The organism is Marinoscillum sp. 108, assembly GCF_902506655.1.
In the GTDB taxonomy this organism is placed as follows: Bacteria; Bacteroidota; Bacteroidia; order Cytophagales; family Cyclobacteriaceae; genus Marinoscillum; species Marinoscillum luteum.
The window spans coordinates 668,121-682,668 of the sequence record NZ_LR734808.1 but is presented as its reverse complement, the minus strand read 5'-3'; the positions used below and the strand labels follow the sequence as shown (position 1 = coordinate 682,668).

The 14,548-nt window shown below is 49.3% G+C and carries 16 protein-coding genes; 2 read left to right on the top strand and 14 right to left on the bottom strand.

Features of this window, described 5'->3' with window-relative positions; all coding sequences use genetic code 11:
* The first annotated feature begins 51 nt into the window (after positions 1-51).
* Positions 52-843, top strand: a complete 792-nt coding sequence (locus GV030_RS02830; protein WP_159579597.1) for an MBL fold metallo-hydrolase — start codon at positions 52-54, stop codon at positions 841-843.
* Between the two features lie 14 nt (positions 844-857).
* Positions 858-1,337: a RidA family protein gene (locus GV030_RS02825; protein WP_159579595.1), complete on the top strand. Its 480-nt coding sequence runs from the start codon at positions 858-860 to the stop codon at positions 1,335-1,337.
* Here GV030_RS02825 and GV030_RS02820 read toward each other — a convergent pair.
* From GV030_RS02820 to GV030_RS02755, 14 genes are all read right to left on the bottom strand, one after another.
* Positions 1,334-1,948, bottom strand: a complete 615-nt coding sequence (locus tag GV030_RS02820; protein WP_159579593.1) for an NTP transferase domain-containing protein — start codon at positions 1,946-1,948, stop codon at positions 1,334-1,336. The genes GV030_RS02825 and GV030_RS02820 overlap by 4 nt on opposite strands.
* Positions 1,926-3,116 (bottom strand): XdhC family protein, encoded by a 1,191-nt coding sequence (locus GV030_RS02815; protein WP_159579591.1) that lies wholly within the window; start codon positions 3,114-3,116, stop codon positions 1,926-1,928. The genes GV030_RS02820 and GV030_RS02815 overlap by 23 nt, the downstream gene beginning before the upstream one ends.
* 1 nt (position 3,117) lies before the next feature.
* Entirely contained in the window at positions 3,118-5,325 is a 2,208-nt protein-coding gene (locus GV030_RS02810) for a molybdopterin cofactor-binding domain-containing protein (RefSeq protein WP_159579588.1), read from the bottom strand.
* A gap of 17 nt (positions 5,326-5,342) precedes the next feature.
* Positions 5,343-5,801, bottom strand: coding sequence for a (2Fe-2S)-binding protein (locus GV030_RS02805; protein ID WP_159579586.1), 459 nt, complete (start codon positions 5,799-5,801; stop codon positions 5,343-5,345).
* Between the two features lie 189 nt (positions 5,802-5,990).
* On the bottom strand, positions 5,991-7,430 hold the full coding sequence (locus GV030_RS02800; protein WP_159579584.1) for a carboxypeptidase-like regulatory domain-containing protein: 1,440 nt from the start codon (positions 7,428-7,430) through the stop codon (positions 5,991-5,993).
* 163 nt (positions 7,431-7,593) lie between these two features.
* Positions 7,594-7,812 (bottom strand): hypothetical protein, encoded by a 219-nt coding sequence (locus GV030_RS02795; protein ID WP_159579582.1) that lies wholly within the window; start codon positions 7,810-7,812, stop codon positions 7,594-7,596.
* 30 nt (positions 7,813-7,842) lie between these two features.
* Entirely contained in the window at positions 7,843-8,658 is an 816-nt protein-coding gene (locus tag GV030_RS02790) for a DUF2306 domain-containing protein (protein WP_159579580.1), read from the bottom strand.
* Positions 8,655-8,849 (bottom strand): hypothetical protein, encoded by a 195-nt coding sequence (locus GV030_RS02785; protein ID WP_255465040.1) that lies wholly within the window; start codon positions 8,847-8,849, stop codon positions 8,655-8,657. Before GV030_RS02785 ends, GV030_RS02790 begins: the two co-directional genes overlap by 4 nt.
* Positions 8,850-8,928: 79 nt before the next feature.
* Positions 8,929-9,303, bottom strand: a complete 375-nt coding sequence (locus GV030_RS02780) for a DUF6567 family protein (protein ID WP_159579578.1) — start codon at positions 9,301-9,303, stop codon at positions 8,929-8,931.
* A 50-nt stretch (positions 9,304-9,353) separates the two neighbouring features.
* Entirely contained in the window at positions 9,354-10,289 is a 936-nt protein-coding gene (locus tag GV030_RS02775) for a DUF4249 domain-containing protein (RefSeq protein WP_159579576.1), read from the bottom strand.
* Between the two features lie 58 nt (positions 10,290-10,347).
* Positions 10,348-12,753, bottom strand: a complete 2,406-nt coding sequence (locus GV030_RS02770) for a TonB-dependent receptor (RefSeq protein ID WP_159579574.1) — start codon at positions 12,751-12,753, stop codon at positions 10,348-10,350.
* 137 nt (positions 12,754-12,890) lie between these two features.
* Positions 12,891-13,406, bottom strand: coding sequence for a GIN domain-containing protein (locus GV030_RS02765; protein WP_159579572.1), 516 nt, complete (start codon positions 13,404-13,406; stop codon positions 12,891-12,893).
* 11 nt (positions 13,407-13,417) lie between these two features.
* On the bottom strand, positions 13,418-13,783 hold the full coding sequence (locus tag GV030_RS02760; RefSeq protein WP_159579570.1) for a GntR family transcriptional regulator: 366 nt from the start codon (positions 13,781-13,783) through the stop codon (positions 13,418-13,420).
* A 1-nt stretch (position 13,784) separates the two neighbouring features.
* Entirely contained in the window at positions 13,785-14,546 is a 762-nt protein-coding gene (locus tag GV030_RS02755) for a hypothetical protein (protein ID WP_159579568.1), read from the bottom strand.
* Positions 14,547-14,548 lie beyond the last annotated feature (2 nt).

Genomic DNA, 14,548 nt, shown 5'->3' with positions numbered 1-14,548 from the left:
AATAGGCTCCCTGCCTGCCGCTGCTCCTAGCTTTGATTTCAAAAAAAGTCTATGGAACTACAACTTATCCGAAATGCTACCCTGAAAATCAATTACGCGGGCAGCACTTTTCTCATCGATCCTTATTTTGCCGAAGCAGGCACACAGCCCTCTTTTGCAGGAAAGGCCAAAAACCCCACCGTACCACTGCCCATGAGTACTGAGGAGATCCTGAAGGGCGTGGACTATGTCCTCATCTCCCACCTGCACCCCGATCACTTTGATGAAGCGGCTCAGGCGATCATTCCCAAAGACCTGCCCATCTACTGCCAACCGGAAGACTCAGAGACCATCCGGGCGGCGGGTTTTCAGGCCGTGCATCCGATAGAGGATCAGGTGGACATAGGTGGGATCAGGCTTTCAAAAACCCAGGGCCAACATGGTACCGGCAGCATTCTTCCCCTGATGGGTGAGGTTTCAGGGTTTGTGTTGAGCCACAAAAATGAAAAAACCATCTACTGGTGCGGTGATACCATCTGGTATGAAGGCGTGAAGGAAAATATTGATTGGTACCAGCCAGAGGTCATTGTCTGTCATGCGGGTGCCAATAAGTTCTTCCAAGCGCACAATGTGTTCGGACCGGCATTCACCGGGGACAGTGAGGTGCTCATCATGGATGCCGCTCAGGTTTCTGATCTCTGCCACCATGCACCCGAAAGCCAGGTGGTGGTCACCCATGTGGGGGCGCTGGATCACGAAACGGTCACCAGAGCAGAGCTCAGGGCAGCCTTGAAAAAAAATATCGGCGCGGGGCAACTATTTATCCCCGAAGACGGTCAGAGTTTGGTATTCGATCAACATTAAAAAATATTCCAACCATGATTAAAAACAAGCTGGAACAGCTGGGGCTGGAGTTACCGAGCCCCTCCGTTCCGGGGGGAAATTATACCTCATTTCACATCAGAGGTGGCATTGCCTATGTGGCCATTCAGTTTCCGATACGGAGCGGTGAGTACCTGTATCAGGGGAGATTGGGACAAGATCTGGACACCGAAGACGGGTATCAGGCCATGCAGCTGTGTGCACTCAATGTGCTGGCGCAAATCAATCAATACACCACCGTGAATCAAATAGAAGGGCTCAATCACATCGATGCCTACTATCAAAGTACCGAAAGCTGGGATGAAGCGCCCCTCATCGTCAATGGCGCCTCGGACCTTTTCGTCAATGTGCTGGGTGATAAGGGCATTCATACCCGCTCGATCGTTGGTGTGCATACCCTCCCGAGAGGGTTCAGCGTGGGGTTGTCTGCTTCGCTTACCCTTCGCAAGCCCGCAAGAGGCTGGATTTGGCTTTAATCCTTCCGGCGAAGGTGCTTCAGATCCTCCGGGGTATCCAGGTCTACTTCTCCTTTTTCCAGGTGCCGTAAGATCACCTGGTCGGCATGGGCCGCAATGACCTTTCTGGCCCCGGCCTCATCGCCGATGGACATCAGCTCCCCAAAATGCGCCTGAGGAAAAATGGCCGGTACACCCTGTATGCCCTTGTATTCAGAGGCCACGATGGAATGCCTGCTGTGTGCAAACTGATCCAACAGTCCGTCGATATGGGCAGTGGTCAAAAATGGCTGATCACAGACCGCTATCAATACCCCATCCAGCGCAGGCTGCGCTTCCAGTAGCCTGAGCATTCCAAACTTCAGGGAGTGGCCCATCCCCTTTTCCCAGGCTTCATTGATGCAAGTATCGGTAGCCATGTGCGCGATGACCGCCAAGTGCTCCTGAGCCCGTGCGCCCAAGACCGTCATGGTATGGTTCAGATGCGAATGGAAAAGGGTTTGCAGGGTACGTCTGAGCAGGGGTTGATGGTCAAACTCCACCAGCTGCTTTGACTGTCCTAAGCGGGAGGAAGCCCCTGCGGCCAGCAATAACCCACCAACGATCGGCTTATCCAATTTGCTGTTGGTCATGCTCTGAGTGGAGATACACCTGCTTGAAGACCTGATCGTCCACGCCCTGTCGTTTGTGGATCGGCCCTTTATGGTACTTTAGAAATCCGCCAGACCGTCCGGCAAACTTGGCCAGGACCTCAGATAATATAGAGAGGGCAATTTCATCGGCCGTTTCGGCACCAATGTCGAGTCCTATCGGGCTGTGAATCCTCTGCAGGTCTTGCTCAGTGAGGCTGATGTTGGCAGCTTCCAGGGCTGCAAAGAGTTTATCTGCACGCTTTTTCGGGCCCAGTATCCCAATGTAAGGCGCTTCAGATTTAACGATCTGCTTGAGTACTTCCAGGTCATAGTCATAGTTGTGCGACATCAGCACAATGGCCGTGTATGGACTCACCGTAATCTCCCGATTCACAAAGCCACGCTGACAGGAAACCAGCTGGTCGGCCATGGGAAAATGTACCGGTGCCAGATGGGCAATGCATTCGTCACTGATGGTCACCCTCCAGCCAAGGCTTTTGGCTAAATTGACCACTGGCTGAGCATCTGCACCAGCACCAAATATAAGTACCTCGATGGATGGCTCTACCACCTCGAAAAGCACCTCCAACGTGCCTCCTTCCACCGGGTAAGACCTGGTGGCTGATTTTTTGGAGGTGAGAATCGATGGCAGATCCTCTCCTATGATGTCTGTGAGGGCGGCTGAGCAATAGTCAGCGTTCAGGCCCTCGTCATTCAAGAGCAACAGTCTTTCACCGGGGATAATATGATGATCATCAGAATGATAAACCAGCGCAGCTACACCCAGGCTACTGAGGGTCAGTAACCCCCGAAGGTGATCCAGCGAATGCGACTCACCCGGGGCTGCTACCGGCTCCAGCAGCACATCCACCACGCCATTGCAGCCCAGCCCTATTCGCAATTCATTGTGGTCATCATCCATGGTATCATAGGTCACCAGCACAGGCTGCTGGCTCCGCATCACCTGCCGGGCCTTGCGCATGGCGTCACCTTCCAGGCAACCACCACTGATACTTCCAACCCACTGGCCATTGTCCATGATGAGCATTCTCGCACCCGGATTGCGATAGGAAGATCCTGCCACCCGCACTACGGTAGCCAAAACCACTTTCCTAGCAGAAAAATCAATCTTTTCGTATGCCTCGATGATGTGTTTAACTTCTTTCATATCAAATCATTTCTACGGCTCGCTCCTGCTGAGCTGCCGTGCTGAAAGGCTGATGGTAATAACGCTGCTTGGTCGCACGATACATGGCATTGGCCAGTGCACCGATGGCCGGTGGCAATGAAGGCTCACCCAGACCTGTGGGGCTAATGTCATTCTGCACAAAGAAAGTCTCGATTTCCAGGGGTGCTTCTGTGTGCCGGATCAGGCGATAGTTGTGAAAATTGCTCTGCTCCGGTGCCCCATTGACGAAGCTCAACTCACTGTACATTGCATGGCCGATTCCGTCGATGATTCCTCCTTCGATCTGATTGAGGGCTCCTTCCAGGTTTACCACGATCCCACAGTCAACCGCACACCATACCTTTTTGATCTTGATCTGATCCTCTACTTTGATCAGGTCAATGACCTGAGCCACATAGGAGTTGTGACAAAAATAGGCAGCCACACCTCTCGATACGCCAGGCATCTCCGCTCCCCAATTGGCCTTTTCCTTGACCAGCTTCAACACCCCTGCATAGCGTGCTGGTTCATAGTCATTCTTTTCGCCAATAGGTGCATTGATGGCCCGCTCGAATAGCTTCAGTCGGAAGTCTATCGGGTCCTGACCGGCAGCCTCCGCCACCTCATCCAGAAAGGCCTGCTCCGCTCCCGCTGTGAAATTGGAGTTGGGTGCCCGCCATGCACCGGTGGAAATATTGGAAGACACCGCTGTACCCACTGCACGGTAATTCTCCACCGTCCCGGCAGGGAAGCGATTGGCAAAAATGGGGTTGCTGTCAATGCCCACTCCTTTTACTTCGTAGGCGATCAGCTCATTGTTCGCATTTAGCCCGGCTTTGAACGTCATCCGGTAGGCCGGACGGTACGTGCCCTGTGAAATGTCATCTTCCCGGGTGTAGACCAGCTTCACCGGTGATTTGATTTTTTGGGAAATGACGGCAGCCTCCAGTCCGAAATGCCCATAGAGCCGGCGACCAAAGCCACCACCCATGCGGGTCATTTTCACGTCTATGTTCTCCAGTGGCATCCCCAGCAAACTGGAAATGGATTTCTCCATGTATTCGGGGGTTTGCACCGGGCCTACGAGCTCCGCGGTGTTTTCTGTCACATCCGCGAAGAAGTTCATCGGCTCCATGGTATTATGCGCCAGGAAAGGCGCCGTAAAAGTCCTTTCGATCACCTTAGCCGCCTTTGCAAAGGCCTGATCTGGCTGACCGTCGATGCGCCGGACATCCGCTTCAGTGGTGTTCTCCAGTGCTCGTGCGAGCTGATCCTGATGATCTTCGGTGTTCTCAAGAGGGGTCTCCTGCTCCCACTCAGCCACAATCGCTTTCTTGGCTTTCATCACCTCCCAGGTGCTGGTGCCCACCACGGCAATCAGTTCCGGAAAAGCATTGGTATCCGACCACTGGCGCTCCTGAGGGGCAGTATTGATGGTGAACACATCCCTGATCCCTGGCATGGCCCGGGCGGCCTTGTCATCTAAAGACTTCAGTTTCATACCAAAAGCCGGCGGGTGCACAATCATGGCAATGAGCATGCCTTCACGGTGATAGTCCAGACCGAAAAGCGGCTGACCTGTTATGATTTTCTTAGCGTCTACATTGCGTACCCTGCTACCCACCAGTTTGAAATCTGCGGTATTTTTCAGGGTCACTTCTTCGGGTACCGGAATAGAAACTGCGGCTCCGGCTACAGCTCCATAGGTGGTGGACTTGCCACTGCTCTTGTGGGTAATCACCCCTTTTTCTGTGGTGAGTTCGTTCACATCCACTTTCCATTCATTGGCAGCAGCCTCCATCAACATCCTCCTGGCCGTGGCTCCTGCCATGCGTAAGGGTTCCCAGCCTCGTCTGATGGACTGGCTACCTCCAGCGATCTGGCCCTGATAAAGATCCGTGTTGAGTTTGGCCTGCTCCACCACCACGTTTTTCCAGTCCACATCCAGCTCCTCAGCCACAATCATGGGCATGGAAGTTTTTACGTTTTGACCGATTTCGGGATTGGGTGAGAAAATGGTCACCAATCCCGTATCGCCAATTTTGATAAAGCCATTGATGTCAAACCACTCCTCAGGAATGGCCAGGGCAGTTTCACTCTTGGGCATGCATCCGGATAACCAGCTAAACCCCAGCACCATGCCCCCACCTGCGGCGGCTGATACTTTCAGAAAGGATCTTCTATTGAATTGTGTTGTAATCAGTGTCATGGTAATGTCTTTAGCGATCAGTTCGTTTGTGCGGCCGTTTTGATGGCTGCTTTGATTCGGGTGTAGGTACCACATCGGCAGATGTTGCCATTCATGGCTGCACCGATTTCCTCATCCGTAGGATTTGGATTTTGACTCAGCAGGGCGGCCGCATTCATGATCTGACCTGCCTGACAGTAGCCGCACTGCGGCACATCCTTTTCTTCCCAGGCTAGTTGGAGGGGGTGATCGCCTTTTTCTGACAACCCCTCTATGGTGGTCACAGCCTTATCCCCAACTGCACTCACAGGCAGGGAGCACGATCTTACCGCATATCCGTCCATTAATACCGTACACGCGCCGCACTGGGCCATGCCGCACCCGTATTTGGTGCCTACCAGCCGCAGGTGATCCCGCAGTACCCAAAGTACCGGGGTATCAGGATCTACTTCGACAGATTGACTACTGCCATTAATTTTTAGAGTGAATGAAGCCATTGAATTGATTTTGATTGTATAGAAAACGTTCAATCCGAACTGGGTCAAAATGAGCCATTCCAGTTGGTAAGGAATTTATAAAATTTCTGTGATTTTATAACTACCTCTTTGGCTCAAAAAAGGCTGTTCACTTGGGGTTTTCTAAATATCGAACCCTGAAAAACATGTAACCTGTGGACCCAATGAGCCTCACTCCTTCCTCGTATACTTCATCAGTTCGGCACTTGGTGCGATCACGGTACGATTATCCCACAAGTCAGGTGCGTTGGAATACTCCTTTCTGAAACGAACCAGCGCAGGTTGCTTCACAGTCTCAAATTCGTTCGCTTCAAGGGGTTTCCGGTCCAGGATCAGCAGCTCCCAATCGCTATGTATCTCAAAAGTCAGAGAGGCCTCCAATTTGATTTCATTCAATTCTTTGTCAATCAAAAAGCGTTTTTGCTTTTTCATAATAGTGAAATCACGCGCTATAGAAGCCGTCTCATGCTGCTTTGCTTGGATGTATTTCACAAAATACCCTTCCGCTCCTTTTTCGAAAATGACTCGTCCCTGCTTTGAATTCATCGAGTGGCCAAACCCCAACAAATGGATGTTTTCACTCGTCTTCCCTGGCGCATAAGCAAAATCCAACTGGAGGATGGCAAAGGATTGCGTAGAGACGTACAAGGTTCCTTCAAACAAGCCTCTTTCCCGGGGAGTAAACGCTATCTGATAGACCAATTCCCCATTGAAAACCGTCACTTCTTCCATCCTGTAATCGTAGCGGTTTGGTTTGGTGATAAACTCCCAATTATCACTCCTGAGACTACCATAGTCTTTGAGCAGGAAGGACACCTCTCCATCGAGCTGAGTGGTAGGTACGCGGTAGTGCAAGGAATCTGCGTGAGGTTCCAAAGCCCCCGTGTCCTCATTGGGGTTGGTATCGGCTTTCATGGCAAAAATACCAGTACGGAACTTGTAATAGATCTCTTGATTGCCTTTACTCTTTTCAATGTCCTCAAAAAAAGCACCCAGCTTTTTCTCAAAGATGGCCTCAAGGTCCTGCATGGCGTCCTCCTCCAAAGAAATAGCCTCCACAGGTACCAGCTTGTGCTTGTCTTCATAGTTATAGAATGAGAGGACGGCATCCTGATACTCGGTGAACTCATCGGGGAGCATTTTCAATAACCCTTCAATGGTAGCCTTGTCCATTCCCACAAAGTCTGAGTGCTTCACATGAATCTGGTTGTCTTCTGGGAAGGGCGTTCGCTCAAATTTGTGGTAAAACATGCGCCGCATCTCTGACCGTTCAGGATGATTCTTTGAATAATTCTCCCGGACCTGCCCGATGATTTCCCGACCGGTCAACTGCCTGGAGTAAACGGTGACTGCATCGAGGTTGATCTCAACCGACCGAAGGTAAACCAATGGACTCTTCTCGAAATCCTGAATGGCTCTCTTGAAGGTCTCATACCCCATGTAGCTAAAAAGAAGCGTGTCTGTACCCAAAATAGATTCACTACTCAGAACGAAATACCCTTCTGAGTTGGATATGGTACCCAGCTGACTGTCCATCACCGATATGCTGGCAAATGGGAGCGGCAAGAGCGTCTCGGCATCCAGTACCTGGCCAGATATGGAATTTCCCAAAACCCTGGCAGCCAACAAGCACATTAATACCCAAAGACAACAACGTTTCATCGAAGTAGTAAACATAAGAGGTCCCGTCAAATGGTGATCACGATCACGGGTTGAAACATATGCTTTTCTTTCCTGATCCTCACACAAAGCTTCATACTTTACTTTGATTATTCTATTCTGGTAAATCTTCGCAATAAAGGCCGTAGGGCCTGATGAGCGCATCAATGTCCGAATCAGACAGGGCGCTGTGACATTCTATTCTGAGGACATGGTCACAGTCCTCTCTATCCACCGTCCACCTTTCGATGACCGGATGGGAATCCAACGCCTTTGCCACCCGTCTTACTTTCTTCCTGGAGCATATGTTCGATTTAAGAATAAGGACGTTCATATTGGTCTCTTTAGAGTTTTGAAAAGCTCTTTAGCTATTGGGAAGCCAAAAGATCACAGTCGCCATAAAAATGCCTCCGGCCATCAGGGCCGTTAGCACCACCAGACCAAGCGTCATGGTCTTCCGGCTGGCGGGTCCGCCCTTTTCTTTCACCCAAAAGTATAACTGTAGCAGCGCCACGGGAATGAGGGTATGACCAAAAGCCAGAAAAATATCAAATGGCCCATCAAAAGTATCGGTATGCCCCGGCGCACCCTGATGAATGAGTATCCAAAGGCCAAACCCCACCCTGAAGAACCACACCCCACTGACCACCAGATAAAGCCTGAGCGCCCAGTGTCTGTGTACATCCAGTTTGCCCATCATCGCAAAATACATGGTCATTACAGCGCAAACCATAATCATCAGGGCATTCAGGGTATTTCCAGCTCCCATAACCGGACCACCCACGGCCCCTCTACCAAAAATCATGTACAGCCCCGATAGGCTGATGACAATGGCAGTGACCACATACACCCGGCCATTCCTGCGGTGAAATCTGCGCATATGCTTTTGTACCCATGGTGTCAACTGTATGGGGCCTCCCAAAGTGATGATCGCCGCCAGCAGGAGATGAATACCCAGGGCCACGTTGCCCATGGTATCACCCGTAATAATCCCGTGATAAAGAATCTCATTCCAGACTGCTAAATCCCCCTTGATGGTGGCTCCCCCATAGAAATGGAGAATATGAAAAACAAATATGAGCTGGCCGGCAACCGCGAATAAAAACCACACTTTTGCCGACCCACTGAGTAGCTTTAATGAATGATCACGCACCAACGTGGGTTGGGTAATCATACTCATAGCCCCAGGTGTTTAAACCCCTCAAAAACGAGAAAGGCCGGCCAAACCAGGGCTTTTAACACGCCCAATACCCCCGCCCAAAAGCTGGTAGCCTGTGTGATGAAGTAGACTGCTGCACCAACAAAGCCAAGCCCGTAAAGGCAGCTGGGTGTCCCATGATTTTTCTGTATTTTATGATTCATAGTATTCATGATGCGATATGTTTTAGTGTGAGTCAATCATTTGAAAATTTCATGCCCGGATGATGAACGCCTCCGGGCCTTGCGCTTTCTATCTTCCTGAGCTGGTTTTGTCAAACTCAATGATGTTGGCGCTCACAGTGACCGTGCGTTTGTAAAAGAATGGAGGCACGCCCCCTATATGTTCTTCTGAGACCATGTTCACCAGTGCTCGGGACCCTGTAGTCAGGTCTGCATTGTTCATCAAGTCTGCGTAGGCATTGGCAAAGAGTTGTTTCTTTTTCATTCCTCCAAAAACCAGCACATACGACACGTCGGCACTACCTCGCACCTTGTCCACTACGCGGTAATTGCCACTGGCCAGATGCACCTGAGTCGCATTTTGATTTTGATTGAGAATGAAGGCATTGCTCGCTCCGCAGGAGCTGAGAATCACCAAAAGGATAATTGGAACGGAAAGATTCATTAACTTTTTAATAGACGTATGTTTTAAAATTTGATTTACTATTTATTGATTTAGTGCTCTTTCATTGATGCTTTCGCCAGTTCTTCTGAGAGCTTTAAGCCCCTGCTGCTGACGGCTGAAGTGTTGAAGAAGCCGGTAACCGGAGTATCTTCATCACCCACCGGATAGATATTGGTGGAGGTATTCGCCAGAGGCATTGAAAACAACTCAGCAAAGCCACCGGGTCTCGCTATCTGAAAATAGAGCCCATAGAGAAAATCAAAGGCCAGGTGATCCAGCGAGTGAATCTCCACGTAGAGAGAATCTCCCACCTCGTAGGGTGGCAGGAGCTCATTGGCTTTCTCAGGATGGGGATCGTATGGGTTCATAAAATCCTTGCGAATGGGAATGATAAACTCCTGGCCATCTACAGGTTGACCAGCCGAAAAGCCAGCATCATAAGCCATATTGAGTTCACCGGGATTGCCCAGAAAGGCCCCGTTTTTCCATGCCTTGATCCAGTAGGCATCCCCCGCTCCTGCAGGATCTGAAGCCACAAACTCCGCAGTATAATACTCCTTCTTCACGATCATATCCTTGGGGTTGTAATGGAAAATAATGGAGTCTATTGGCGGCACCCTGCCCATCAGTGAAAAGGCCTCAAACTCCTGATCATCTACGGTCACCGTGAGCTTGTACTGATGTCCCACCTTTCCGAACGGTTGGTCAGTGGGGTACCAAAAGTATGACTCAGCTTCCTCCTGAAATTCATAGATTTCACCCGAATTAAGATCTTCTATCACCACATGAGCACCCGGGATCTTCTTAGGAATGGATTGCTCAAAATAGGGCTGAGACCTGGTAATTCTTATTTTCTGAGGTTCCATTTTTTGATTGACCCAGGCATCCACTACGATGATTTCGGCCGGAGCATTGAGCTTCGGAGTGATTTCGGTTTCGCAGGCAAAAGCGAAAACCGTGGCGAGAGTAAGGAATATATTTTTCATAATGAGTATATGGTTTTGTGTGAACCGACGCACCCTGTTTGTTACAGTAGTCATTTGATCAAAATTTGAAATTGTAAGAAATGGCAGGAATCAACGTACCGAGCATGGAGAGTTGGTTGGCAGAAGTAGCTATGGGCTGCTCCGCTGATTGGCGCTCACGGCCCTGAGAAAAGTAAATGCTGAATGGGTTCTTGCGCGCATAGACATTGTACACGGAAACCACCAGATTATCCTCACCAGAACGGCCCTTCTTACCTCTCCACACATTGTTGATGGTCATGGCCAGGTCCAGTCGGTGGTAGGCCGGAATACGGAAGTTGTTACGCTTGTTGCCATCGATGTATGGAATCACATACTCCTGAATCATGATCCTGTCTGTAGGAAAGGTCGTTGGTGTACCCGAAATGAAACTGAAATTTGAGGAGAATGATACCTTCTTACTCAAGTCATAAAAAGCCGCCACTTTGAGGTTATGTCGCTGATCAAACTTGGTCGGATACCAGCTTCCCACCCGGTCTTTGCGATAGCCATAGTTGATGCCATCCACTTTCAGCTCTGATTTACCAAGCGTATAGCTTACCCAGCCCGTCAGCTTTCCGGTATTCTTTTTGGCATATAGCTCCAGTCCGTAAGCCCTGCCTCTGCCAGAGAGTAACTGCGATTCCAGAAACTCATTGATGAAAAGATCCGCTCCATCGATGTAGTCTACCTGGTTATGACTCCACTTGTAATAGACCTCTGCGGAGGTTTCATAGGTATTGGACTGAAAATTCCTGAAATACCCAAGTGCCACCTGATCACCCTGCTGGGGGCGGGTATTATTGCTGGAGGGCTGCCAGATATCTATGGGGGTAGCTGCTGTGGTATTCGAGATCAGGTGTATGTACTGATTCATCCTGTTATAGCTACCCTTGACGGAGGTCACTTTAGAAAGCTGGTACCTGAATGAAGCCCGGGGCTCGAGGTTGCCAAAAGTTTTGATGCTTTCCCAATCGCTCTTTTCTTCCACAGCAATCAGGGGCCTTTCCATCCCCGGGAGGGTATCGCCATATTGATAAGCGGTGCCGCCCATGTAGTCAAATCTGCTGAACCGCAACCCGTATTGGAGTGTCAGACGATCCGTGAGCTGCTGGTCGTTTCCCAAATAAAGGGAGGTCTCCAGGGCTTTGCGGTGGTCCAGGCTGATGTCTGCAGTCACTCCATCACTCACGGTGATGGCATTGGCTGGCTCAAACTGGTAGAGAATGGCTTCCCCTCCGAACGTGAGCTCATTGCCCGCATTGATAAACCAGGTAAATTCCGGTTTGAAATTATAGGTGCTGATCTCCGACTTCCAGTCATACTTATCCAGGTCGCTTTCTCCCAGCTGAAAACCATAGTCGTAGTTGCTATAAAACGCTGTGATGTTTGAGAAGAGTTTGCTCCCATACAGGTGATTCCACCGGACTGTGGCTGTTCGATTTCCCCAGTCAAACCCCTGAAATTCATCCAACCGAAATACATCTCTGCCAAAATACCCTGACACGTAAACCCTGTTTTTCTCATTGATATTGAAGTTGGTCTTCGCAGTGAGGTCATAAAAATACAATCCGGTATCGTCCTCCAGAGCATCAGTGAAAGTTCTGGCCACCACATCTGCATACGAGCGCCGGGCAGCGATGATGAAAGAAGACTTGTCCTTCTTAAGCGGCCCTTCCACCGCGAGGCGACTGAAAACAGTGCCAATACCGCCAGTCACATCATAGGTCTTGTTGTTACCTTCTTTCATGCGGATATCCAGTATGGATGAAAGGCGACCTCCATATTTGGCGGGAATACCTCCTTTGTACAGCTTCACATCCTTGACCGCATCTGGATTGAATACCGAGAAAAAGCCAAACATGTGCGATGACTGATACACCGGAGCTTCATCCAGCAGCACCAGGTTTTGGCCCACACTTCCTCCCCTTACATTGAATCCAGATGCACCCTCGCCGACCGTGGATACTCCGGGAAGCAACTGAATGCTCTTGATGATATCCACTTCTCCGGCAAATGCAGGCATCTTTTCTATGGATTTAATATCCATCACCGCAGTGCTCATTTCAATGCTTTGCACATTCTCATCTAAAGCCTCACCAGTCACCACCACCGCCTCCAGCTGTGCCTCTCCTGCATGAAGCTCCAGATTCAGTCGGAGATCCCCGGTCAGTTCTATCTCTTTGTGTATATCCGTATAGCCCATGTACCTGAAACTGACATGATAGGTTCCTTTAGGTAATGTTAGGGCATAGAATCCATAGGCATTGGAAACAGCTCCGTTAGCGATTTCACTCACGTATGCGGTCGCCCCTATCAGCGCCTCGCCATTGCTGGCATCTTTGATATAACCACTAATGGTGTGCTGTGGCTGAGCTGAGCCGATTGCGCTACTGACAAGACATAGTAATCCCAGTATCGCACTGAGTCGATTTTTTTTCATCATCGTTAATTGTTTAGAACGCACCGGGCAAACCACTCCTGATCAATAGTGATGTATCCTACTGTGAAGCAAGCCCAGTGGCATGGTGGTGTTTAAATGGTTAGTTTACTTTTTCCTTTGTTATATGGTTTACTGTTGAATCATTTTGACAGTTTGATCTGGCTGTCCCCAGACACCTCAAAAGAGGTATAATCGAATACATTTTCGTAACCCGAAAAGGTGCTACCCCCTTCAAGTACAACCCTCAGCGTATCTGAGTCAAAATCCGCATAATTTATCATGGCGCCACCCGATGCCCTGATGGTACGCAATCTGGGAACCGTGATCTTCACATGAATAGTATCTAAGGACTCCCCATTGCTAGCAGTCTTCAGATAAAGAGTGCCGTCTACATTTTCCAACACAAGATTCAAGCCCTCCGCATGTCCGGTTTGAAGGAGCACCCGCTGCTCCAGGCCAAACCTGATTTTCGCGTTCCATTTGCCTGAAAAATCCACCTGATCAAAACCCTCAACTGCCACTGGAGCGAAAGGACTTCTTGCCTGAATATCACTGACCACCGCCATAGTCTCCTTACGGAAACTAATAAGGCTCACTATCAGTAACCCTCCGAAGATTCCGGCAACGATCAGCAGTATTTTCTTACTTGTTTTCATGGTTTCGGTTTTCAGGTACTGGATTTAAATTGCTGATAATACTCGTGAATGTCCTCCATATTCAGATTGAGAAGTTCCATGGTTTTAAAAAGCCCTGGTAACTCCTGGCTTACAAAATCAGATTTTCTGAGTGCTTTTGTCTTTTCAAAACCATCTTCACAGACAAAGTATCCTATCCCCCGTTTGTTAAAAATGATTCCTTTTTCCTGCAAATAATTGAATGTTCTCATGACTGTATTTGGGTTCACTTCAGTGTTTACCGCCATCTCACGCACGGAAGGGATCCGGTCTCCGGCATTCCACTTCCCCAGTAAGATATTCTCGCAAAAAAGGTCTGCTATTTGCAGATAGATTGCCTGATTGTCTTTAAAGTCCATGCTACGCCTCCTGCCCCTTTAAACCCAGATAAGTAATGACCCAGCTCAACGGTGCCAGGATCCACCAAAAAAGCCATTTGATAATGGCCCATATAGGCTGCTCCGCTATGACATCTATCAGCTCACAATCCACACCGGAGCATTCGTGCTCTGATAGGAAAGGCTCCCGCAACATGAAGTAAACAACCGTGCCGCAGATCACTGCCAGCACAATGAACACACTTACTGTTTTTGGGAAAACATACCCCCTAAAATGCGCAGCTCCTACCAGAAAGATTCCCTGCAGCACAAAATAGCATTTCATGGTGGTGATCGTAAATGCGCTCAGAGGATCAAAAGCATAAAACGTAACCCTACTGAATAATAGCTGTCCCAGGTAATTGGCCACCCAGGTATAGGCGGTGTAAGTGAGTGTAAACAGTACTATCCATACAATGGAAGTCAAAAACCACATGGACAAAAACCGCTCAAGCGTAGAGACCGGAAGGTTGAGATAGGTATATCTCCTCAGTGTACTACCAAGATCACTATAGGCAAGGCTACTCAAAATGAATCCACCCAAAATGAGCGTGTAAGCATAACCTTCTGAGTGATCGAAGACTTTCATATCTGGCTCTGTGACAATAGCCAGTAACATGCCCACAAAAAACAACAAGCCAAAAGCGATCAGAAAGGTCATGAATACACCTTTCCTACTCCTGAACAGTTCCAGTTTGAGCAACGACCAAAATCTTGAAAAGTCAAAAAAGTTCTTTGTGTTCATGG

Bases quoted from the DNA above. Each gene is read 5' to 3' on its own strand.
- GV030_RS02830 (WP_159579597.1), top strand. From the start codon at position 52: ATGGAACTACAACTTATCCGAAATGCTACCCTGAAAATCAATTACGCG.
- GV030_RS02825 (WP_159579595.1), top strand. From the start codon at position 858: ATGATTAAAAACAAGCTGGAACAGCTGGGGCTGGAGTTACCGAGCCCC.
- GV030_RS02820 (WP_159579593.1), bottom strand. From the start codon at position 1,948: ATGACCAACAGCAAATTGGATAAGCCGATCGTTGGTGGGTTATTGCTG.
- GV030_RS02815 (WP_159579591.1), bottom strand. From the start codon at position 3,116: ATGAAAGAAGTTAAACACATCATCGAGGCATACGAAAAGATTGATTTT.
- GV030_RS02810 (WP_159579588.1), bottom strand. From the start codon at position 5,325: ATGACACTGATTACAACACAATTCAATAGAAGATCCTTTCTGAAAGTA.
- GV030_RS02805 (WP_159579586.1), bottom strand. From the start codon at position 5,801: ATGGCTTCATTCACTCTAAAAATTAATGGCAGTAGTCAATCTGTCGAA.
- GV030_RS02795 (WP_159579582.1), bottom strand. From the start codon at position 7,812: ATGAACGTCCTTATTCTTAAATCGAACATATGCTCCAGGAAGAAAGTA.
- GV030_RS02790 (WP_159579580.1), bottom strand. From the start codon at position 8,658: ATGAGTATGATTACCCAACCCACGTTGGTGCGTGATCATTCATTAAAG.
- GV030_RS02785 (WP_255465040.1), bottom strand. From the start codon at position 8,849: ATGAATACTATGAATCATAAAATACAGAAAAATCATGGGACACCCAGC.
- GV030_RS02780 (WP_159579578.1), bottom strand. From the start codon at position 9,303: ATGAATCTTTCCGTTCCAATTATCCTTTTGGTGATTCTCAGCTCCTGC.
- GV030_RS02775 (WP_159579576.1), bottom strand. From the start codon at position 10,289: ATGAAAAATATATTCCTTACTCTCGCCACGGTTTTCGCTTTTGCCTGC.
- GV030_RS02770 (WP_159579574.1), bottom strand. From the start codon at position 12,753: ATGATGAAAAAAAATCGACTCAGTGCGATACTGGGATTACTATGTCTT.
- GV030_RS02765 (WP_159579572.1), bottom strand. From the start codon at position 13,406: ATGAAAACAAGTAAGAAAATACTGCTGATCGTTGCCGGAATCTTCGGA.
- GV030_RS02760 (WP_159579570.1), bottom strand. From the start codon at position 13,783: ATGGACTTTAAAGACAATCAGGCAATCTATCTGCAAATAGCAGACCTT.
- GV030_RS02755 (WP_159579568.1), bottom strand. From the start codon at position 14,546: ATGAACACAAAGAACTTTTTTGACTTTTCAAGATTTTGGTCGTTGCTC.